The sequence below is a fragment of the Streptomyces viridochromogenes genome (assembly GCF_001270495.1).
In the GTDB taxonomy this organism is placed as follows: domain Bacteria; phylum Actinomycetota; class Actinomycetes; order Streptomycetales; family Streptomycetaceae; genus Streptomyces; species Streptomyces viridochromogenes_A.
In genome coordinates, this window is sequence record NZ_LGUR01000230.1 from 223,507 (window position 1) to 245,016 (window position 21,510).

20 protein-coding genes are annotated in these 21,510 nt (G+C 69.9%); 9 read left to right on the top strand and 11 right to left on the bottom strand.

What is annotated here, in order from left to right:
* Positions 1 to 66 precede the first annotated feature (66 nt).
* The 6 genes from hflX to miaA form a co-directional block, all read right to left on the bottom strand.
* Positions 67 to 1,560, bottom strand: coding sequence for a GTPase HflX (gene hflX / locus ADK36_RS34510; protein ID WP_048580303.1), 1,494 nt, complete (start codon positions 1,558 to 1,560; stop codon positions 67 to 69).
* Positions 1,561 to 1,756: 196 nt separating this feature from the next.
* Positions 1,757 to 3,325 (bottom strand): M1 family metallopeptidase, encoded by a 1,569-nt coding sequence (locus tag ADK36_RS34515; RefSeq protein WP_053200267.1) that lies wholly within the window; start codon positions 3,323 to 3,325, stop codon positions 1,757 to 1,759.
* 228 nt (positions 3,326 to 3,553) lie between these two features.
* The gene (locus tag ADK36_RS34520; protein WP_048580305.1) at positions 3,554 to 5,743 is read right to left on the bottom strand and encodes a RelA/SpoT family protein; all 2,190 of its coding nucleotides are present in this window, start codon (positions 5,741 to 5,743) and stop codon (positions 3,554 to 3,556) included.
* Between the two features lie 298 nt (positions 5,744 to 6,041).
* Positions 6,042 to 6,935, bottom strand: a complete 894-nt coding sequence (dapF, locus tag ADK36_RS34525) for a diaminopimelate epimerase (RefSeq protein WP_048580306.1) — start codon at positions 6,933 to 6,935, stop codon at positions 6,042 to 6,044.
* Between the two features lie 46 nt (positions 6,936 to 6,981).
* Positions 6,982 to 7,512 (bottom strand): hypothetical protein, encoded by a 531-nt coding sequence (locus ADK36_RS34530; protein ID WP_048580307.1) that lies wholly within the window; start codon positions 7,510 to 7,512, stop codon positions 6,982 to 6,984.
* Between the two features lie 108 nt (positions 7,513 to 7,620).
* Positions 7,621 to 8,559 (bottom strand): tRNA (adenosine(37)-N6)-dimethylallyltransferase MiaA, encoded by a 939-nt coding sequence (gene miaA / locus ADK36_RS34535; RefSeq protein ID WP_048580359.1) that lies wholly within the window; start codon positions 8,557 to 8,559, stop codon positions 7,621 to 7,623.
* Between the two features lie 182 nt (positions 8,560 to 8,741).
* Between miaA and ADK36_RS34540 the strand changes: the two genes are divergently transcribed.
* Together ADK36_RS34540 and ADK36_RS34545 are read left to right on the top strand one after the other, a co-directional pair.
* Positions 8,742 to 9,017, top strand: a complete 276-nt coding sequence (locus tag ADK36_RS34540) for a hypothetical protein (protein WP_053200269.1) — start codon at positions 8,742 to 8,744, stop codon at positions 9,015 to 9,017.
* A 24-nt stretch (positions 9,018 to 9,041) separates the two neighbouring features.
* Positions 9,042 to 9,308, top strand: coding sequence for an antitoxin (locus ADK36_RS34545; RefSeq protein ID WP_048580309.1), 267 nt, complete (start codon positions 9,042 to 9,044; stop codon positions 9,306 to 9,308).
* A gap of 161 nt (positions 9,309 to 9,469) precedes the next feature.
* Here ADK36_RS34545 and ADK36_RS34550 read toward each other — a convergent pair whose 3' ends face one another.
* From ADK36_RS34550 to ADK36_RS34560, 3 genes are all read right to left on the bottom strand, one after another.
* Positions 9,470 to 10,198, bottom strand: a complete 729-nt coding sequence (locus ADK36_RS34550) for a class III extradiol dioxygenase subunit B-like domain-containing protein (RefSeq protein ID WP_078916095.1) — start codon at positions 10,196 to 10,198, stop codon at positions 9,470 to 9,472.
* Between the two features lie 63 nt (positions 10,199 to 10,261).
* Entirely contained in the window at positions 10,262 to 11,776 is a 1,515-nt protein-coding gene (miaB, locus tag ADK36_RS34555) for a tRNA (N6-isopentenyl adenosine(37)-C2)-methylthiotransferase MiaB (RefSeq protein WP_048580311.1), read from the bottom strand.
* Between the two features lie 59 nt (positions 11,777 to 11,835).
* Entirely contained in the window at positions 11,836 to 12,240 is a 405-nt protein-coding gene (locus tag ADK36_RS34560; RefSeq protein ID WP_053200271.1) for a MazG nucleotide pyrophosphohydrolase domain-containing protein, read from the bottom strand.
* A gap of 210 nt (positions 12,241 to 12,450) precedes the next feature.
* On the opposite strand from ADK36_RS34560, the gene ADK36_RS34565 reads away from it, so the two are divergent.
* Positions 12,451 to 13,446, top strand: coding sequence for a TAXI family TRAP transporter solute-binding subunit (locus ADK36_RS34565; RefSeq protein ID WP_053200273.1), 996 nt, complete (start codon positions 12,451 to 12,453; stop codon positions 13,444 to 13,446).
* A gap of 147 nt (positions 13,447 to 13,593) precedes the next feature.
* Here ADK36_RS34565 and ADK36_RS34570 read toward each other — a convergent pair whose 3' ends face one another.
* Positions 13,594 to 14,985 carry a HAMP domain-containing sensor histidine kinase gene (locus tag ADK36_RS34570; RefSeq protein WP_048580314.1) on the bottom strand — a complete coding sequence of 464 codons (1,392 nt, stop codon included), beginning with the start codon at positions 14,983 to 14,985 and terminating at the stop codon, positions 13,594 to 13,596.
* A gap of 9 nt (positions 14,986 to 14,994) precedes the next feature.
* A complete protein-coding gene (locus ADK36_RS34575; RefSeq protein WP_048580315.1) occupies positions 14,995 to 15,681 on the bottom strand; it encodes a response regulator transcription factor in 687 nt (228 codons plus the stop codon).
* A 287-nt stretch (positions 15,682 to 15,968) separates the two neighbouring features.
* On the opposite strand from ADK36_RS34575, the gene ADK36_RS34580 reads away from it, so the two are divergent.
* The 6 genes from ADK36_RS34580 to ADK36_RS51315 all read left to right on the top strand — a co-directional run bounded on the left by ADK36_RS34580 (position 15,969) and on the right by ADK36_RS51315 (position 21,499).
* Positions 15,969 to 16,745, top strand: coding sequence for an amino acid ABC transporter ATP-binding protein (locus tag ADK36_RS34580; RefSeq protein ID WP_048580316.1), 777 nt, complete (start codon positions 15,969 to 15,971; stop codon positions 16,743 to 16,745).
* A gap of 157 nt (positions 16,746 to 16,902) precedes the next feature.
* A complete protein-coding gene (locus ADK36_RS34585; protein WP_199830305.1) occupies positions 16,903 to 17,742 on the top strand; it encodes a glutamate ABC transporter substrate-binding protein in 840 nt (279 codons plus the stop codon).
* Positions 17,743 to 17,838: 96 nt separating this feature from the next.
* The gene (locus ADK36_RS34590) at positions 17,839 to 18,504 is read left to right on the top strand and encodes an amino acid ABC transporter permease (RefSeq protein ID WP_048580318.1); all 666 of its coding nucleotides are present in this window, start codon (positions 17,839 to 17,841) and stop codon (positions 18,502 to 18,504) included.
* Complete coding sequence (locus tag ADK36_RS34595) at positions 18,501 to 19,433, top strand: amino acid ABC transporter permease (RefSeq protein WP_048580319.1); 933 nt, start codon at positions 18,501 to 18,503, stop codon at positions 19,431 to 19,433. The genes ADK36_RS34590 and ADK36_RS34595 overlap by 4 nt, the downstream gene beginning before the upstream one ends.
* 176 nt (positions 19,434 to 19,609) lie before the next feature.
* Positions 19,610 to 21,277 (top strand): FAD-dependent monooxygenase, encoded by a 1,668-nt coding sequence (locus ADK36_RS34600; protein WP_053200275.1) that lies wholly within the window; start codon positions 19,610 to 19,612, stop codon positions 21,275 to 21,277.
* Between the two features lie 150 nt (positions 21,278 to 21,427).
* Positions 21,428 to 21,499, top strand: a complete 72-nt coding sequence (locus ADK36_RS51315) for a putative leader peptide (protein ID WP_309544753.1) — start codon at positions 21,428 to 21,430, stop codon at positions 21,497 to 21,499.
* The last annotated feature ends 11 nt before the right edge of the window (positions 21,500 to 21,510 follow it).

A 21,510-nucleotide genomic window follows, 5' to 3' on the forward strand; every position in this document is an offset into this window, starting at 1 on the left:
TTCTACGGCAACTCGGGCCGCCGTTCCGGAACGGTCGGGCGGGCCGGCCCGCCGGGTTGCGACGGCTCAGACGGTCGGCGCCGGAACGTACGGCGCGAGATCCGCCGCCAGCTCCTCATGCACCCGCACCTTGAGCAGCGTGCCCTCCGGGGTGTGCTCCTCGGAGATCACCTCGCCCTCGGTGTGGGCGCGGGCGACCAGCTTGCCGTGCGTGTACGGCACGAGCGCCTCGATCTCGACGGACGGACGGGGCAGCTCGTTGTCGATCAGCGCGAGCAGCTCGTCGATGCCCTGGCCGGTGCGTGCCGAGACCGCGATGGAGCGCTTCTCGATCCGCATCAGCCGCTGCAACGTCAGCGGATCGGCAGCGTCCGCCTTGTTGATCACGACGATCTCCGGTACGTCGGTGGCGCCGACGTCCCTGATCACCTCGCGCACGGCGGCCAGCTGCTCCTCCGGGTTCGGGTGCGAACCGTCCACCACGTGCAGGATCAGGTCGGACGCGCCGACCTCCTCCATCGTGGAGCGGAACGCCTCGACCAGGTGGTGCGGCAGGTGCCGTACAAAACCGACCGTGTCGGCCAGCGTGTACAGGCGGCCGCTCGGTGTCTCGGCCCGGCGCACGGTCGGGTCGAGGGTCGCGAACAGGGCGTTCTCGACCAGCACGCCCGCGCCCGTGAGGCGGTTGAGCAGGGAGGACTTGCCGGCGTTGGTGTAGCCGGCGATGGCGACCGAGGGCACCTTGTTGCGGCGGCGCACCTGGCGCTGGATGTCGCGCCCGGTCTTCATCTCCGCGATCTCCCGGCGCATCTTCGCCATCTTCTCGCGGATCCGTCGCCGGTCCGTCTCGATCTTGGTCTCACCGGGACCACGGGTGGCGAGGCCGCCGCCCTTGCCGCCGCCCATCTGCCGGGACAGCGACTGACCCCAGCCTCGCAGCCTCGGCAGCATGTACTGCATCTGCGCGAGCGCGACCTGCGCCTTGCCCTCCCGGGACTTGGCGTGCTGGGCGAAGATGTCGAGGATCAGGGCCGTGCGGTCGATGACCTTGACCTTGACGACGTCTTCGAGGTGGATGAGCTGGCCCGGGCTGAGTTCACCGTCGCAGATGACGGTGTCGGCGCCGGTCTCCAGCACGATGTCCCGCAGCTCACCGGCCTTGCCGGAACCGATGTAAGTGGCCGCGTCGGGCTTGTCGCGGCGCTGGATCACGCCGTCGAGCACCAGCGCGCCCGCGGTCTCCGCGAGGGCGGCGAGCTCCGCGAGGGAGTTGTCCGCGTCCTGCGCGGTCCCTGAGGTCCAGACACCGACGAGCACGACCCGCTCCAGGCGGAGCTGGCGGTACTCGACCTCGGTGACGTCCTCGAGCTCGGTGGAGAGGCCCGCCACGCGGCGCAGAGCCGCCCGCTCGGAGCGGTCGAACTGGTCGCCGTCCCGCTCTCCGTCGATCTCGTGGCTCCAGGCGACGTCCTCTTCCATCAGGGCATCGGCCCGAAGACCTTCGGGATAGGTGTGCGCGAAGCGCTGCGTGTCCTGGGAAGGGGAAGAAGAGGAGGTCATTGGGTCCTTACGTCGATGGGGAATCCGTTTGCGGCGACGGTGGCAGTGGTTCTGGCTCTTCGGAGCGAGTCCGTAGCACCCGGAAACTGTCCGTCACTTCTCTCAACGCACGAGTGCCCCGCGAGATTCCCGCGTCCCGTGCCGTACCGTGCCGACCTGAAGATGGTCGCACGGCACGGCACGTCTCGTCACCGCCTTATTTCCCGGTCGCCTGCTTCCCGGCCGCCTTCTTCCCCGTGGCCTGCTTCCCCGTCGGCTTCTCGGGGTCCGCCGACTTCCACTCCGGCTCGCCGGGCATCGGCGGGGTCTTCTCGCCGTACAGCCAGGCCTGCATGAATCCGTCGAGCTGCCGTCCGGAGATGTCCTCCGCGAGCGCGACGAAGTCCGCGGTCGTGGGGGAACGGTCCTTGTGGCGGTGCACCCAGGTGCGTTCCAGGCGCTCGAAGGCCGGGGCGCCGATCTCCTGGCGCAGGGCGTACAGAACCAGGGCGGCGCCGTCATAGACGTTCGGCCGGAAGATCCCGTTCTTCTTGCCGGCCGCCGTCGCCTTGGGTGCCGCGGGCGGTCCGCCGGCCGCCCGCCAGCGGTCGGAGGCGGCGTACGCGGCCTTCATCCTGGCCTCCATCGGCCTGCCCGCCTTCTCCGCCGCGTACAGCGCCTCGTACCAGGTGGCGTGCCCTTCACTGAGCCACAGGTCGGACCAGGTGCCCGGGCTCACACTGTCCCCGAACCACTGGTGCGCCAGCTCGTGCACCATGATCGCCTCGACGTACCACTTCGGGAAGGCGGACTGGGTGAACAGCTCTCTCTCGAAGAGAGAGAGCGTCTGGGTCTCGAGTTCGAAGCCCGTGGCGGCCTCGGCCACGAGCAGGCCGTACGTCTCGAAGGGGTATCGCCCGATCTTGCTCTCCATCCAGGAGATCTGGGCCGGCGTCTTCTTCAGCCACGGTTCGAGCAGCTCGCGGTCCTTGGCGGGCACGACGTCCCGTACGGGCAGTCCGTGCGGGCCGGTGCGGTGCACCACCTTGGAGCGGCCGATGGACACCTGGGCGAGCTCGGTGGCCATGGGGTGCCGGGTGCGGTACGTCCATGTCGTCGCACCGCCCGAGCGGTCCACGTCCGTCGGCAGGCCGTTGGCGACGGCGGTGTAGCCGTTCGGCGCGGTGACCCGGATGGTGAACATCGCCTTGTCGGAGGGGTGGTCGTTGCACGGGAACACCACGTGGGCGGCGTCGGCCTGGTTGGCCATGGCGAGGCCGTCCGAGGTCCGCACCCAGCCACCGTCCCGGGTCTTCCCGTACACGGGGTCGCTGGTGTGCCGCACGGTGATCCGCGTCCAGCTGCCGTCGGCCAGCGGCTCCTCGGGGGTGACGACGAGGTCCTCACCGGCGCTGCGGAACGTCGCGGGCGCCCCGTCGACCTCGACGGACTCGACCTTGCCGTGGGCGAAGTCCAGGTTGACGCGGTCGAGGTCCTGGGTCGTCCAGGCGTCGATCGTGGTGACGGCCTGGAGGGGCTTGCTGTTGGTGCCGGGGTAGGTGAAGGAGAGGTCGTACGACGCGACGTCGTAGCCGGGGTTGCCCAGGTGCGGGAAGAGGTGGTCGCCGACGCCCAGAGGTTCCGCGGGAGCGCTCGCGGCGAGGAGGCCGAGGGAGGCGGCGACGGCGACCAGGGCGGACGCCTTGGCCCGCCGACGGGATCCGGGACGGGTGCGAGGAGCGCCAGGGACTGGTCGCTGAGCCTCGGTGCGGGGGGTGAGCAGCATGCACCACGGCTATCAGCGCGCGCGTGCGAGGCATCGACGACGCGCGACCGGCACACTCGAACGGGTATGTCAGGTGGGTGCAGCCTTCTGGGAAAGGTCCCGGGGGCGGGTCGGCAACGGCTCAACAGGCCGGGGAGACGGGTCGGCAACGGCTCAACGGGCGGGGACGGGCCGGCGACGGCTGCACGGGCCGACGCTCCGGGCGAATGCCCCGCGCCCGGCACACCGTCACACCCCCTGCGTCTGCGGCTGCGCCCTGCTCACGTCGTACACGCCCGCCACGTTCCGCATGGCCCGCATCAGCCCCGGCAGCTGCGCCGCGTCCGGAAGCTCGACCGTGTAGGTGTGGCGTACGCGCTGCTGGGTCGGGGGTTCGACCGTCGCCGAGACGATCTCCGCGCCCTCCAGGGCCATGGCCTCCGTGAGGTCCGCCAGCAGGTGGGGGCGGACGAACGATTCGGCGACCAGGGTGACCCGGCACTCGGTGGTGTCCCCCCAGCGCACGCCGATCTCCGCACGCCCAGCGCCTTTCATCCGCGCCACCGCGGAGCACCCGACGCGATGAACCGTCACCACTCCCCCGCGCACGGCGAATCCGGTGACGTCGTCGGGGGGTACGGGGGTGCAACAACCGGCGAGGCGTACGGTCGCGCCGGGACGGTCGACGAGTACGTCACCGCCGGCGGGCCGACCGACCGGAGCCTCCGCACCCAGCCGCACGGCCGTCCCCTCCGAGGCAGCCGCCTGGTGCGCGGCCCCGTCCGGCGCCCCCCGGAAGGCCACCGCGGCGTCGCCGACCTCCGGGGCGCCGTGCGAGGGATGCGCGGCCAGCCACCGCTGGATGGCGATCCGGGCGGCGGCTGTGTGGGCATGCTCCAGCCACTCCCTGGAGGGTTCCGAGGCCGGGTCCTGGCCCATGAGGAGCTGGACGGTGTCGCCGTCCCGCAGAACCGTGCTGAGGGTCGCCAGGCGGCCGTTGACGCGGGCGCCGATGCACGCGTGCGCGTCCTCGCCGTACTGCGCGTACGCGGCGTCCACACAAGTGGCTCCCTCGGGCAGCCCAAGGGTGCCGCCGTCGGGCCGGAAGACGGTGATCTCGCGGTCCTGGGCGAGGTCCTCGCGCAGCGTCGACCAGAAGGTGTCCGGGTCGGGAGCGGCCTCCTGCCAGTCCAGGAGGCGCGAGAGCCAGCCGGGGCGCGTGGGGTCGGCGCGCTCGCCGTCGCTGGTGGCGACCTGCTCCTCCGAAGGAGGAGCGTAGGGATTGCCCAGCGCGACGACGCCGGCCTCGGCGACCTTGTGCATCTGGTGGGTACGGATGAGGACTTCGGTTACCTGGCCGTCCGCGCGGGCGACGGCAGTGTGCAGCGACTGGTACAGGTTGAACTTGGGGACGGCGATGAAGTCCTTGAACTCCGAGACGACCGGCGTCATACAGGTGTGCAGTTCGCCCAGGACGCCGTAACAGTCCGCGTCCTCGTTCACCAGCACCAGCAGCCGTCCGAAGTCGGCGCCGCGCAGCCGGCCGCGCTTGCGGGACACGCGGTGCACGGAGACGAAGTGCCGTGGCCGGATGAGGACTTCGGCCTGGATGTCGGCCTCGCGCAGGACCTTGCGCATCTCGACGGCCATCTCCGCGAGCGGATCGTCGGCGCGTGAGGCGTTCTGGACGATCAACTCCCGTGTGTGCTCGTACTCCTCGGGATGCAGGATCGCGAAGACCAGGTCCTCCAGCTCCGTCTTGAGCGCCTGGACACCGAGCCGCTCGGCGAGCGGGATGAGGACGTCACGGGTCACCTTGGCGATGCGGGCCTGCTTTTCGGGGCGCATCACACCGAGGGTGCGCATGTTGTGCAGGCGGTCGGCGAGTTTGATCGACATCACGCGGACGTCGTTGCCTGTGGCGACGAGCATCTTGCGGAAGGTCTCGGGCTCGGCAGCGGCACCGTAGTCGACCTTCTCCAACTTCGTCACGCCGTCGACGAGGAAGCGGACCTCCGCGCCGAACTGCTCGCCGACCTGATCGAGCGTCACGTCGGTGTCCTCGACGGTGTCGTGGAGCAGTGAGGCCGTCAAGGTCGTGGTCTCGGCGCCGAGTTCGGCGAGGATCAGGGTCACCGCGAGCGGGTGCGTGATGTACGGCTCGCCGCTCTTGCGCATCTGGCCGCGGTGCGAGGACTCGGCCAGGACATAGGCGCGGCGCAGCGGTTCGAGGTCCGCGTCGGAATGGTGAGCCCGGTGGGCGTCGACGACATGGCTGATCGCATCGGGCAGCCGACCGCGCGAGGCGGGGCCGAGCAACGCCGCCCGGCCGAGGCGGCGCAGGTCGATGCGGGCGCGCGCCTTCCTGCGAGGCACCGCAGGCGTCACAGCGCCTGCTACCGGGCCTGGCGTCGCGGAATTCGTGGCCTCCGCACTCATGGGCACCTCCGGCTGCGTGGACCGGCGGACGGGGTGCCCCATGGCGGACACGGCTCAGGGGATGGCGACATCTCCCCCGTCCGGGCCGGTGCTTGATGCTACCGAGCCCATCACGTGCGACTGACCGCCTCTCGCCGAGCGTGAAACGGATCACCCATTCGAGCGAGGGTTTGTGGGTTTACGTTTTTGCGCCAGACAGCCAGCCGCCGTTCGCGATCTCGAACGGGTCCGGGCCTCCGACGGCTCCACGCTCGGGCCAGGCCCCGCTCGAGGCTCTGCCCCGGAGCCATGAAACCGCTCAGCGAACGAACGTTTCCAGCCACTCGGCGTCGATCTCACCCTCGGCCACGATCACCGCGGGGCCGGTCATCTCGATCTCGCCGTCGGGCCGCTCGGTGATCACCAGGGTGCCGCCCGGCACATCGACGGTGTATGTCACGGGGACGCCGGTGACCGCCGGATCTGCCCCGTCTCGCCGCGCGGTGGCCACGGCGACGGCGCACGCGCCCGTGCCGCACGACCGGGTCTCGCCGGCCCCGCGCTCGTGCACGCGCAGCGCCACGTGCCGGGGCCCCCGGTCGACCACGAACTCGACGTTGACCCCGTCCGGGTAGGCCGAGGCCGGGCTGAAGGGCGGTGCGGAGGACAGGTCGCCGGCGTGCGCGAGGTCGTCCACGAAGGCGACCGCGTGCGGGTTGCCCATGTTCACGTTCCGCGCGGGCCAGCTGCGCTCACCGACGCCGACCGTGACGTCCCCCTCGGGGAGCAGCGCCTTGCCCATGCCGACCGTGACGTCACCCGCGGCCGAGCCGCTGTCGGATGCCGTCTTGGCGATATGCACGGTCTTCACGCCGCCGCGCGTGGCGACCGCGAGATCGCCCTCGGTGACGTGTCCCGCGCGCTGGAGGTAGCGCGCGAACACGCGCACGCCGTTGCCGCACATCTCCGCGATCGAGCCGTCGCCGTTGCGGTAGTCCATGAACCACTCGGCCTCGGCCGCCATGTCCTTGGCCTCGGGATGCGCCGCGGACCGCACCACGTGCAGCAGTCCGTCACCACCGATGCCCGCGCGGCGGTCGCACAGGGCGGCGACGGCGGCCGGGGGCAGGTCGATGACATTCTCGGGGTCCGGGACGATCACGAAGTCGTTCTCGGTGCCGTGACCCTTGAGGAAGGCGATCCGCGTGCTCATTCCTCGATCGTACGGTGCCCCTACGACGGACCCGTAAAGAGAGCCCTCACCGCAGGCGAGCGACCCGCCACACGGCCAGGACGACAATCGCGGCGACGACCAGGACGTACGCCGTCACTACCCGCCAGTCCGGTCTGCTGCCGGAGCCCCGCTGGGGCAGCCCGGGCCAGGTGTAGCCGACCCGGCGGGCGGCCATCATGCCCCAGCCGGCCGCGCAGGAGCAGATCAGCAGCCCCAGCATGGCGATCACGGCCCCGCTGTCGCCGAAGTCGAAGGCCAGCGGGAACGCGAACATCAGGGAGCCGACCGCGGCCAGGGACACGATGGGTGCGAGCTGCCAGATGCGCAGTCGGCGCTGCGGACGCAGCTCGACCTCGACCTCCGGGCCGCTCGCGTACATCTCCTCGGGCTCGGGTCCGTCGTCAGTGACGCCACCCTCGGTCTCGTCGATCCCGTCGGTCTCGTCGATCCGGTCCGGCCCGTCGGGGCTCAGGCGGTCGCCGTCCCGCTCCGGTTCGTCCCGGTCAGCGGTGACGTTCTCGGTGCCTTGTGCGGTGTCGCGAGGGCCGGCCTCCATCGCCACGCGCCCTCCCAACTCGGACTCCACTTGGTCGATCGAAGCTCGATGATGGCATGGCGCCGGAGGCCGGGATGACGGCCGGAGCGTCCCGATGCCATCACGTGATCAGGCTGTAACCGGTCGTTCGACCAACGCCAGTGCGAGATGCGGAAGTTCTGTGAGATCCGCCGCAGCCCCACTTAGCCAGTGCACGCGCGGGTCGCGCCTGAACCATGAATCCTGCCGGCGCGCGAAGCGCTTGGTGGCACGTACGGTCTCGACCCGCGCTTCTTCGAGGGTGCACTCCCCGGCGAGCGCCGCGAGCACCTGCTGGTAGCCGAGCGCGCGTGAGGCCGTACGCCCCTCACGCAACCCCTGCGCCTCCAGCGCGCGGACCTCGTCCACGAGCCCGGCATCCCACATCCGGTCGACCCGGCGCGCGATGCGCTCGTCCAGCTCCGGACGGGCCACGTCGACGCCGATCTGGACCGTGTCGTAGATCGAGTCATGGCCGGGGAGGTTGGCGGTGAAGGGCTTGCCAGTGATCTCGATCACTTCGAGAGCCCGGACGATACGGCGGCCGTTGCTGGGCAGGATCGCCTGCCCGGCCTCGGGGTCGGCGGCGGCGAGGCGGGCGTGGAGGGCTCCGGAACCGCGCAGCGCGAGCTCCTCCTCCAGCCGGGCCCTGACCTCGGGGTCGGTGCCGGGGAACTCCAGGTTGTCGACGGCCCCACGGACGTACAGCCCCGAGCCGCCGACCAGGATCGGCCAGCGCCCCTCGGCGAGCAGCGCGTCGATCCGCTCCCGCGCGAGCCGCTGGTACTCGGCCACGGACGCCGTGACCGTCACGTCCCAGATGTCCAGGAGGTGGTGCGGGACTTCCGCGCGCTCCTCGGGCGTCAGCTTGGCGGTGCCGATGTCCATCTGTCGGTAGAGCTGCATGGAGTCGGCGTTGACGACCTCGCCGCCGAGTTGCCGGGCCAGGAAGACGCCCAGATCGGACTTTCCGGCCGCGGTGGGTCCGACTACGGCGATGACACGGGGGGCGAGGGGTGCACTACTCACCACCCCAGTCTCGCAAACCTCAAGGGGTGGACTCGAACGAGTTACGTGACGGCACGCGCGCGGGGTCGTTGCCTGTTGCGAGGTTTTCGCCGCCGGTTTCGCCGAGGCGGCGACCCGGGGGCGCAAACGGACGCACCGGACGACGCGGGATTTCGCCCGCACGAGTAACGTATGGAGTGGATATGGGCGTTTTCGCACGAATTTTCCGGAGGTCGAAGGCCACGGAGGAAGCGTCAACCGTCGAGGCCCAGGCCGACACACCAACGGCCGAACCCGCGGCGGAAGAGGCGGCGGAGACGAAGGGGTCGACTGAGACCAAGGCCGAGGCCGAGGACGCGGCTGATTCGTCGGCGGCGGAGTCCGTCGAGGCCGACGCCGACGACGGCGTCGAGATCCCCAAGCAGCAGTCCGCCGACGAGGCGGCCGACAGCGAGGCCGGCGAGGGCGCCCGCACGTAACTGCCCCGCGCGGGAAGGTGAACGATGGGTCTCCTGGATAATTTGAAATCCAAACTCGCCCCGGCCAAGGACAAGGTCTCCGACTTCGCACAGCGGCACGAGGGACAGGTCCAGCACGGGCTCGAAAGGGCCGCGAAGGTCGTCGACGAGAGGACCAAGGGCAAGTACAGCGACAAGATCCACACGGGCACGGGCAAGGCCAAGGGCGCCATGGACCGACTCGCGCACAAGGGTGACGACACGGCGACCGGCAGCACACCACCGCCGGACGCACCCCCGCCGACCACCTGAACGGCACATCGACGGACGGCCGCGGAGCTTGACGGCTCCCGGCCGTCCGCCGTTTGGTCGCCGACCTCGGCTTCCGGCTCCGGCTCCGGCTCCGGCTCCGGCTCCGGCTCCGGCTCCGGCTCCGGCTCCGGCTCCGGCTCCGGCTCCGGCTCCGGCGTGCGCTACGACCAGGTCGCGACCAGGTAACCCACCCCGTACGGGGCGTCGTCGTACAGCAAGGCGCCCGAAAGACCCGCCTTCTCGGCAGCGCCCGCGAGGACCTGCCAGGGAATCCGGCCCGAAGCCTTCAGCTCGTGCGCGAGCTGGGTGTCCAGGGCCCTCAGGGCGGCCACGTCCGCGTTGCCCAGCGCACGCGCGACGGACGCGTCGAACGGTGCCGCCCGCTCGTCGAGATACCCGGGAGCCTTGAGCGTGCGGCAGGCGCTGGCGTCGCCCATCACCAGCAGTGCCACCCGCTCGGCCCGAGCGGCGATGTCCCTTCCGATTTCAATACACCGCTCGGCCTCAAGAGGTTCCCCCACACCGAGTCCCTCGATCGGGGCGTCCGACCAACCGGTCCGCTCCAGCAACCACGCGGCGACGGCAAGCGAGGTCGGAAGCCGGAGCTCCGGCGCCGCCGCGGCGGCCGGGTCGCCGTCGGCCCCGCCCAGCCGTACGTCGATGTCCACACCGAAGCCGCGGAACGAACCCCGAGTCCCCTGCGGATACGTCCGCCGCCCGCCCTCCTCGGCCGGTCCGACGACGACGAGCCGGTCCGGTCGGGCAGCGGCGAGCAGGCCCAGCGCATCCGTACAGGCGACCCGCGCGGTGTCCAGCTCGGGCGCGGCGCCCGCGGCGACCTGGGGCACGAGGAGAGGCGGACAGGGGCAGACTGCGGCAGCGACAAGCATGATCGGCAGCCTACTGCGGGCGCCCCGAGGCGCCCCGGGACGGCATCCCCGGATCACGGCCGGTCAGTCGACGGCGCAGCCTCCGGTGACGGCCGGCAGCGGCTCGGGCACGCCCACCTTGGGCAGGCCGAGCAAGACTCCCGCGGGCTTGGCGGCCTCTGCGGCGTTGCGCTTCTCCCAGGCGTCGCCGGCGCGCGTGCGGCGCACGTTCAGCACGGGCCCCTCGGCAAGGAGGTGGTGCGGAGCGGCATACGTGACCTCGACGGTCACCACGTCGCCGGGGCGGACCTCCTGCTCCGGCTTGGTGAAGTGGACCAGGCGGTTGTCGGGCGCGCGGCCGGACAGGCGGTGCGTGGCGCCGTCCTTGCGGCCCTCGCCCTCGGCGACCATGAGCTCGAAGGTGCGGCCGACCTGCTTCTTGTTCTCCTCCCAGGAGATCTCCTCCTGGAGGGCGACGAGACGCTCGTAGCGCGCCTGGACGACCTTCTTGGGGATCTGGTTCTCCATGGTGGCCGCGGGGGTGCCGGGGCGCTTGGAGTACTGGAAGGTGAATGCCTGAGCGAAGCGCGCCTCGCGGACGACGTGCAGCGTCTGTTCGAAGTCCTCCTCGGTCTCGCCCGGGAAGCCCACGATGATGTCGGTGGTGATCGCGGCGTGCGGGATGGCGGCACGGACCTTCTCGATGATCCCCAGGTAGCGCTCCTGACGGTAGGAGCGGCGCATCGCCTTGAGGACCGTGTCCGAGCCGGACTGGAGCGGCATGTGCAGCTGCGGCATCGCGTTCGGGGTCTCCGCCATCGCCGCGATCACGTCGTCCGTGAAGTCGCGCGGGTGCGGGGACGTGAAGCGGACTCGCTCCAGGCCCTCGATGGTCCCGCAGGCCCGCAGCAGCTTGCTGAACGCCTCGCGGTCGCCGATGTCGGAGCCGTACGCGTTGACGTTCTGGCCGAGCAGCGTGATCTCGCTGACGCCCTCGGCGACCAGGGCCTCGACCTCGGCGAGGATGTCGCCGGGGCGGCGGTCCTTCTCCTTGCCGCGCAGGGCCGGGACGATGCAGAAGGTGCAGGTGTTGTTGCAGCCGACGGAGATCGACACCCAGGCCGCGTAGGCGCTCTCGCGCCGGGTCGGCAGCGTCGACGGGAACGCCTCCAGCGACTCGGCGATCTCGACCTGCGCTTCCTCCTGCACGCGCGCGCGTTCCAGCAGGACGGGCAGCTTGCCGATGTTGTGCGTGCCGAAGACGACGTCAACCCAGGGCGCCCGCTTCACGATGGTGTCGCGGTCCTTCTGGGCCAGACATCCGCCGACCGCGATCTGCATGCCGGGCCGCTTGGTCTTCATCGGCGCGAGGTGGCCGAGGTTGCCGTACAGCTTGTTGTCGGCGTTCTCACGGACCGCGCAGGTGTTGAAGACGACGACGTCCGCGTCGCCGTCGGAGCCCTCGGGCGCGCGTACGTAACCGGCGTCTTCGAGCAGCCCGGACAATCGCTCGGAATCGTGGACGTTCATCTGGCACCCGTAGGTGCGCACCTCGTATGTCTTCACGTCCACTGCCTGGCTCCGGTCGCTGCTGCTCATGCGACAAGGGTATGCGGTCGTGACAGCCCGCTGCCCCGGCCCGAGGGCGACCGCATCGCTCACGCCCCGTCGGCCGCCCACCCCTGCCGGCGCAGCACACCGGACACGTCCGGCGCCTCGTAGTGCTCGCCCTTGAGGACCTTGCCGTCGGCCCGGCGGGCGACTCGGCCGTCGGGGCCCAGCTTGGTCATGTTGGAGCGGTGGATCTCGGTCAGTACGGCGTCGAGGTCGATGCCGTGGACCAAGGCCGTGCCGTACGCGACGTAGACGACGTCCGCCAGCTCGTGCGCGAGCTTGTCGAGCGGGCCGGTGACAGCGACCTCGGCGACCTCCGCCGCCTCCTCGGCCAGCAACTCTCCACGGTGGGCGGCGAGTTCCGGGGAGACCTCTCTCGGCGTACTGCGGGCGTCGAGACCGAGGGCGAGGTGGAATTCACGGACCAGGTCGGCGGGAGAGGAACTCATGCGCCGACTTTATCGGCCGGGTCCGACAGTCACGCCACGGCAGCGACCGGCTCCGACGGCCACCGGCTCCGGCAGCTCTCCTTCTCGCCCTGTCGCCACCTCCTCATCGCCCTCTCGCCCCTTCTTCTCGCCCTCTCACCGCCCCTTGCCCACTCCCCCTGTGACCCCTGCCCTGGTCAGCACCACGTACCGGCTGGCAGGATCGCGGCCATGTCCAAGGCATTCACCCGCATCAGCAGGCGCCGGGCCCTCCAGGGCGCGACCGCCGGGCTCGTGACCCTCGGGTTGCTGCTGTGGTGGCTGCTGCCCCTGGGTGAGGAGCCGCCCAGCGGGACGATCACGTTCAGCACGGGCACGCGCGCGGGGGTCTATCAGGAGTACGGCGTGCTCCTGCGCAAGGAGCTCGCCAAGGACATGCCGCAGCTGAAGGTGCGGCTGACGACGAGCGCCGGGTCGCAGGAGAACGTCGAGCGCGTGGCGAACGGTGAAGCCGACTTCACGATCGCCGCCGCCGACGCGGTGGACACGTTCAGGATCGGCGGGAAGCCCGTCACCGACCGGCTGCGCGGTGTCGCCCGCCTGTACGACGACTATGTGCAGCTCGTCGTACCGCCGGACTCGGACATCCACTCCGTCGCGGACCTGAAGGGCAAGCGGGTGGCCATAGGGCTGCCCAACTCCGGCGTGCGGCTGATCGCCACCCGCGTGCTGGAGGCCGCCGGAATCGACCCGGAGAAGGACATCACGCCCAGGTCGGACGGCATCGACACCGGACCCCAGCGGCTCGGGCGCGAGCTCGACGCGTTCTTCTGGTCGGGCGGGGTGCCGACGGGCGGGCTGGAGGACATCGCCGAGACCTCCGCGTTCCGGTTCGTGCCGATCGACGCGGATCTCGTGGCCAAGGTGCACGCCCAAGGTGACGCGGCCCACTTCTACCGCGCGACCAACATGGCGGAGTCGGCGTACCCCAGCATCCAGGACGGCGAGACCGTGCCGACGATCGCCGTGTCCAACCTGCTGATCACCCGCAAGGACATGGACCCCCGGCTCACCGAATGGCTGACCCGGACGGTGATCAAGAGTCGCGACGGCATCGGCGCCCACGTCCACTCCGCGCAACTCGTCGACCTGCGCACGGCGATCTACACGGATCCGCTCACCCTGCACGACGGTGCCAAGCGCTACTACCGCTCGGTCAAGCCGTAGGGCGGCCAGGCCGCGGGAGAGCCGTCCGCGGAATGGGTCGGCCGCGGAATGGGTCGGCCGCAGGAAGGGCCGGCCGCAGGAAGGGCCGGCCTTACGGCAAGCCGCACGAAAGCCGCAGCGCACGGCAGGGGAGCCCCTGCCGACCCGCTACGGCGTAGGCCCCGACCTCGGCACCGTCACCGTCACCCGCAGCCCGTGCGGCTCATGACGGCCGTACGCGATGGAGCCGCCGCCCGGCGCGAGCAGCGCCCGCGCGATCGACAGGCCCAGACCCGAGCCCTTGATGTTCTGGTGCCGGCCGCTGCGCCAGAAGCGGTCGCCGATGCGGGCGAGTTCCTCATCGGTGAGGCCCGGGCCGTTGTCGGTCACCTCGATCGTCGACGTCCTGCCGTTGGAGGTGACGGTCACCTCGACGTGCTCGTCCTGCGGCGTGAACTTGACCGCGTTGTCGATCACCGCGTCCAGGGAGCTGGACAGCGCCACCGGGTCGACCCAGGCCGTGGTGGGCGGACAGGTCGCCACCAGCCTTACGCCCTTGGCCTCGGCGGTCGGCGCCCAGGCCGCGACGCGCTCGGCGGTCAGCGCGCCCACGTCGGTCAGCCGGAGATCGGCCTCGGTGTGCTCGGCCAGGGCAAGGTCGAGCAGGTCGTCCAGGACCTGCGCCAGGCGCTTGCCCTCGGCCTGCACCGAGGCGATCTCCGCATTGCCCTCGGGAAGTTCGAAGGCGAGCAGCTCGATGCGCAGCAGCAACGCCGCGAGCGGGTTGCGCAGCTGGTGCGAGGCGTCGGCGACGAAGGCGCGCTGCTGCTCCAGCACGTCCTCGACGTTGTCCGCCATCTCGTTGAACGAACGGGCCAGCCGCCTGAGTTCCGGCGGGCCGCTGGCCACCGCGACCCGCGATTTGAGGCGGCCGCTCGCGATCTCGTGCGTGGTGACATCCAGCACCCGCACGGGCCGGAGCACCCAGCCGGTCAGCCTGAGGGCAGCCCCGACGGCCACCAGCATCGCGGCTGTCAGACCCGCCCCGACGATCAGCCAGCCGTGCAGGATCTTCGAGCGCATCTGCCCGGTGGGCGAGTCGGTGACCACGACCGCGACGACGTCACCGTCCCGGATGACCGGCGAGGCGATGACGAGGCGGTTGCGCTGCCAGGGCCACACCTGCTTGGGGTCGTGGCTGCGCCGGCTGAGCAGCGACTCCTTGAAGGCGTCGCGCTCCTCGCCGGTGTCGGGTAGGAGCCAGGTCGTCGGACCGCTGGCCAGAGGAGTGTCATTGGGTAGGAAGACGCCGGCCCGGATGCCGTAGACCTCGTAGTAGCTCTCGAGTTCCCGGCTGAGGATGCGCAGGTCGTCGCGGGATCCGCTCGCGGTGTCGGCGGCGGGCCGCGCGATGGCCGCGAAGTACGCCGTGTCGTCGATCCGGTCGACGACCACCTTCTGCTGCTGGGCCGAGGCCAGGCTGATGGCGAGCGGTACGCCGAGGGCGAGCAGTACGGCCGCCATCAGGACGATGAGCAGCGGGAGGAGACGAGTGCGCACCCTTGCCCGCTACGCGGCCGGGGCGACGAGTCGGTAGCCGACGCCGCGTACGGTCTCGATCAGCGCCGGCATGCGCAGCTTGGCGCGCAGGGACGCCACATGCACCTCAAGGGTGCGCCCGGTCCCCTCCCAACTCGTGCGCCACACCTCGCTGATGATCTGCTCCCTACGGAAGACCACCCCCGGTCGCTGAGCGAGCAGGGCGAGGAGATCGAACTCCTTGCGGGTCAGTTGGATAACCGAACCGTCCACGCTGACCTGGCGGGTCGGCAGTTCGATGTGTACCGCGCCCAGCCGCAGCACACCGTCGCCGCCCACTTCCGCGTCCTCCTGCACGGTGCGCCGGCTGACGGCGTGGATCCGGGCGAGCAGCTCTCCGGTGTCGTACGGCTTCACTACATAGTCGTCGGCCCCTAGGTTGAGGCCGTGGATACGGGAACGGACGTCGGAACGCGCGGTGACCATGATCACCGGCGTGCTGGTGCGCTTGCGGATCTTGCCGCAGACCTCGTAGCCGTCCTGGTCGGGCAGGCCGAGGTCGAGCAGGACGACGCCGAAGCCGTTCCCCTCGGGGACGAGCGCCTGGAGAGCCTCCTCGCCGCTACGCGCGTGCGTGACGTCGAAACCGTGCCGTGCCAGGACCGCGGACAGCGCGGCGGCGACATGGTTGTCGTCCTCGACGAGGAGCAGTCTCATCCCGGCCTCCTTCGGTTCATCGGCCGTACGATTCAGGTAGGTACACAGTGCGTGCACACGCGCGCATGCACCATGGAAGTCACGCTGATGGACGAGGACGCCGTCAAGTGGGTTCCGGTTGCCGACGGCTTCCGTTATCCAGCCGGTACGCGCCCGGCCTCAAGTGCTACGACACGTGTCCGATTGCTATCGGATCGTGATGCTCAGATTCCCCTCAGAACTGATGACGCAGGTCGGATACGGTTATTACTGTCCTCCGAAACCGAGGAGGACGGAGCCTGAGAGCGATGACCGAAGTATCGGTGGCCAAGGAAGATGTGGCCGCGACCGGCGAGCTGGTCGTCCTGAAGAACGTGAACAAGCACTTCGGCGCGTTGCACGTGCTCCAGGACATCGATCTGACGATCGCCCGCGGCGAGGTCGTCGTGGTCATCGGACCCTCTGGGTCCGGGAAGTCCACCCTGTGCCGCACCATCAACCGCCTGGAGACGATCGACTCCGGCACGATCGCGATCGACGGCAAGCCCCTGCCCGCCGAGGGCAAGGCGCTGGCCAAGCTGCGGGCCGACGTCGGAATGGTCTTCCAGTCCTTCAACCTTTTCGCGCACAAGACCGTGCTCGAGAACGTGATGCTGGGCCAGATCAAGGTCCGCAAGACCGACAAGAAGAAGGCCGAGGAGAAGGCCCGCTCCCTGCTCGACCGGGTGGGTGTGGGCAGCCAGGCGGAGAAGTATCCCGCCCAGCTCTCCGGCGGCCAGCAGCAGCGTGTGGCCATCGCCCGTGCGCTGGCCATGGACCCCAAGGTCATGCTCTTCGACGAGCCCACGTCGGCGCTCGACCCGGAGATGATCAACGAGGTCCTGGAGGTCATGCAGCAGCTCGCCCGCGACGGCATGACCATGATCGTCGTCACCCACGAGATGGGCTTCGCTCGTTCGGCCGCCAACCGGGTGGTGTTCATGGCGGACGGCAAGATCGTCGAAGAAGCTGTGCCGGACCAGTTCTTCAGCAACCCGCGCAGCGACCGCGCGAAGGACTTCCTGTCCAAGATCCTGCATCACTGACGAGGTGCGGTCCACGTGCCTCTGATGGGGTACGAGCCTCACCACTGACGAGGTGCGCACCATGCACCACCGACGGACTGCTTCACGCACCCGACGACCTGCGTCACCCGCCGTTCCTGACGGCACGCATCTCTTCTTCACACAAAGGATGTTCACCATGAAGCTCCGCAAGGCCTCCGCCGCGGCCGCCGCTGCAATCGTCCTCTCCATCACCGCCACTGCGTGTGGTGGTGACGGCAACGGCGACAGCAACTCGGGCTCCGGTGGCGGCGACAAGATCAAGATCGGCATTAAGTACGACCAGCCGGGTCTGGGCCTGAAGGAGCCGGGCGGCTTCTCCGGCTTCGACGTGGACGTGGCAACGTACGTGGCGAAGGAGCTCGGCTACGAGCCCGACCAGATCGAGTGGATCGAGACCAAGAGTGCCGACCGTGAGAACGCCCTCGCCCGCGGCGACGTGAAGTTCATCGCGGCGACGTACTCGATCACCGACGAGCGCAAGCAGAAGGTCGACTTCGCCGGGCCGTACCTGCTGGCCCACCAGGACCTGCTGGTCAAGGCGGACTCGGACATCTCCGAGGCCACGGACCTCAACGGCAAGAACCTGTGCTCGGTGACCGGCTCCACCTCGGCGCAGAACGTCAAAAAGGACTTCGCCCCCGAGGCCAACCTGAAGCAGGTCGGCGGATACTCCGAGTGCCTCGCCGGCGTCCAGAGCGGCGCCGTGGACGCCCTGACCACGGACGACTCGATCCTCGCCGGCTACGCCGCGCAGGAGCAGTACAAGGGCAAGTTCAAGCTCGCCGGCCTCAAGCTGAGCAACGAGAACTACGGCATCGGTGTGAAGAAGGGCGACACCGCGACCGTCAACAAGATCAACGCCGCCCTGGAGAAGATGGTCCAGGACAAGTCCTGGGACAAGGCGGTCCAGGACAACTTCGGTCCGGCCAACTACAAGAACGAACCCGCGCCGAAGATCGGCGTCATCGTCAAGTAGCGCAACGGTCCACCGGCGTGCCGCCGCCCACCGCGATCAAGGTGGCGGCACGCCGCGCTGTCCACGTACGCCACCCACCCGGAAGCGCGGGAGATCGTGTTCGACTTTCTTGAAGGTTACGACGTCCTAGGGGCGTTCTGGACGACGGTGCAACTCACCGTCATCTCTGCGGTCGGCTCCCTGATCTGGGGCACCTTGCTGGCCGCGATGCGGGTCAGCCCGGTCCCGCTCATGCGTGGGTTTGGCACGGCCTATGTGAACATCGTCCGAAACATTCCCCTGACCGTCATCATCGTCTTCACTTCGCTGGGCCTCGCCGACATCTTCGGCGTGACGATGGGCTCCGGGGACTTCGATGTCCGGGGATTCCGGCTGGCGGTGCTCGGTTTCGTCGCCTACACGGCGGCCTTCGTCTGCGAGGCGATTCGTTCCGGCATCAACACCGTGCCCGTCGGACAGGCCGAGGCGGCCCGCGCCATCGGACTGAGCTTCAGTCAGACTCTCCGGCTCATCGTCCTGCCCCAGGCCTTCCGTTCGGTCATCGGCCCGCTGGCCAACGTGCTGATCGCCCTGACCAAGAACACCACCGTGGCAGCCGCGATCGGCGTGGCCGAGGCCGCCACCTTGATGAAGACGATGATCGAGAACGAGGCCCAGACGCTGCTCATCGGCGTAGTCTTCGCCCTCGGGTTCGTGGTACTGACCCTGCCCACCGGCCTCTTCCTCGGTTGGCTGAGCAAGCGACTGGCGGTGAAGCGATGACGTCCGTTCTCTACGATGCCCCGGGCCCCCGTGCCAAGCGGCGCAATGTGCTCATCTCGGTGATCTTTCTCGCCGTGCTCGCCCTGCTCGTGTGGTTCGTCTGGGACGCCATGAACGAAAAGGGTCAGCTGGAGTGGGCCCTGTGGAAGCCGTTCACCCAGTCGGAAGCCTGGACGACATATCTACTGCCCGGTCTCGCCAACACACTGAAGGCCGCGGCACTGGCCATGGTGATCGCCCTTCCGCTGGGCGCCGTCTTCGGTATCGCGCGCCTCTCCGACCACCGCTGGGTGCGGCTGCCGGCCGCCTGGGTGGTCGAGTTCTTCCGGGCGATCCCCGTCCTGCTGCTGATCCTGTTCGCCAACGAGGCCTACGACCGCTGGGCGAACGTCACCACTGAACAGCGGCAGCTCTACGCGGTCGTCACTGGCCTGGTGCTCTACAACGCGTCCGTTCTCGCCGAGGTCGTCCGTGCGGGCATCCTCGCCCTGCCCAAGGGGCAGTCGGAGGCCGCCAAGGCGATCGGTTTGCGCAAGGGCCAGACCATGAGGAGCATCCTGCTGCCGCAGGCCGTCACCGCCATGCTGCCGGCGATCGTCAGCCAGCTCGTGGTCATCGTGAAGGACACGGCTCTGGGTGGCGTGATGATCGGGTTCACCGAGCTGCTCAACTCGCGCGCGACACTGGCGGCCTTCTACGCCAACGTCATCCCCAGCTTCATCGTGGTGGCGCTCATCTACATCGTGCTCAACTTCATCCTCACCAGCTTCGCGAGCTGGCTGGAGAAGCGGCTGCGGCGCAGCAAGAAGAGCACGGGTGCGGTGCTCAGCGCCGAGGACATGGAGGAGCTGAACCCCGCGGCGGTGGGCGGATCCTTCGGGACCGGTGGCGAAGGCGGCGGCCTCCCGGGCTCCAGGACCTATACCTGACGAACAGTCAAATAGCATGAACGACCGGAGGGCAGTGGCATGATCGCCACTGCCCTCCGTCACTTGACGCAAGCACCGGCAATGGGTTGCATACGTTCTGTGATCGTGCACCCTGCTCCAACTTTCTGTTCACTTGCGTCCCTCGGGACACCGCTGCGGGCAGGGGGCGCCGCGCCGTGGACCCGGTGATCATCGTCGGAGCGGGGCCCGTCGGGCTCACGCTCGCCCTGGCGCTGGCCCGTCAGGAGGTGCCGTCCGTCGTCCTCGACGAGGGACCCGGCAAGGACGAACCCCGCCTCGCGCGCACCGTCGTCCTGCGCGAGGACACCACCGCTCTCATGGAACGCCTCACGGGTGCGCCGCTCGCCGAGGCCGGCGCCCACTGGGCCGGATGGCGGGCAATGCGGCGCAAGCAGGTGATGCGCGAGGTCACGTTCGACGACGCCGCGGAGGAGTCGGAGGGGCGCGAGGGCGCCTCGAACCCCGCCCCCCTGCACATCGCCCAGCACGTACTGACCGGCGCCCTGCGCGCGGCCCTCGCCGACGAACGGCTCGTGAAGGTCGCCGTGGACAGCCGCCTGGACGCCATCGAACAGGAGGCCTCGGGCGTCACCGCGCACACCCGCGGGCCCAAGGGCACCTGGTGGCGGGGCAGTTACGTGGTCGGCTGCGACGGCCCCCGCTCCACCGTGCGCAAACTCCAGGACATCCGCTTTCCCGGCCGTACGGCGGTAGAGCGACACGCCGTGGCCGCGCTGCGCACGGAACTTCCGTGGGACGGTCAGGCGTTGCTTCATCGGATGCCGCCGTGGCGGACGTCCGGACCTTCGGGCGGGGAGGTCACCGGACGGCCGCTCCCGGACGGGGTGTGGCGCCTGGACTGGCTGCTGCCGCCGGGCAAGGACCTGGTCACGCCCGAGCTGCTGGTGGCTCGCATCCGGGAGACGCTCGCCGGCTGGACCGGCGGGGAGACACCGCCGTACGAACTCCTCGACACCGGAGTTCACACGGTCCACCACCGCCTGGCTCGCCGCTGGCGCGTGGGCCGCGTCTTTCTCGCCGGGGACGCGGCGCACTGCCTCGGCACGCTCGGCACGCACGGGCTCGACGAGGGGCTGCGGGACGCCGACAACCTCGCCTGGAAGCTGGCTTCGGCCTGGCACCACGGGCCGTACGAGGCGCTGCTCGACAGCTACCAGGCGGAGCGGCGTGCCATCGTCGCCGCCCGGTTGCGCGCCGCCGACCAGGCGCTGCCGCTGCTGCGCGGCGGCGGAGGGCTGCGCGCGTACGTCCCCGGCTCCGCCCGGGGCCATGACGCGCTGCTGATGGACGGCCATCTGGGGCAGGGAGCGATCGGTGCACCGGGGACGTACGCCGACTCACCGCTCGCGCCCGGGGACCTGGAGGGCGAGGTCCCGGTGGACACACCGCGGGGTGCGCCGATCATGGACGTACGCGTCACCGCGGAGGACGGCTCCTTCGTGCAGCTGCGGGACCGGCTCGGGCGTGGCGCGCTGCTGGTCCTGCTGATCGCTCCGGGCACGGGTGTGTGGGAGCGCAAGCACTGGGCGACCGCCGGCATCATGCCGCGGCTGGCGGCCGCGGTGACGGCGCTGCCGTATCCGGCCGAACTGCTGGTCGCGGAGAGCTACCCCGGGGCGTCCGCGCATTCCGTCCTGCTGGTGCGGCCCGACGGTCACCTGGTGACGGCGTTGAGCGGGGTGCGTCCGGCCGATCTGTACGCGGCGGCCGAGGCTGCGCTGGGTGGACCGGCCCAGTCCGCCCGGTCCGCCAAGGGGGCCGAGGAGACCGAGGAGGCGGGGGCTGCGGCCGGTTCGCGCTGATGCCCGTCGTAAGACAACATCTCCTCGCCCTGAAGCGAACGGATTCTCACCCCGAAGCGGCACTGACTGTCACTGTGCGGTCCGCATAGTGACAGTGAGTTGACCGGCCCGCACCGGCATGGTCTACTCCGGATCGTGACCGACACCTGTGTGCGCCTGTGGCGGAGGGTCCATATGGACCTCGTCCGCTATGCGGGCTGCGTGTGTCGCCCGTCCTGCTGAACTCGCCTCTC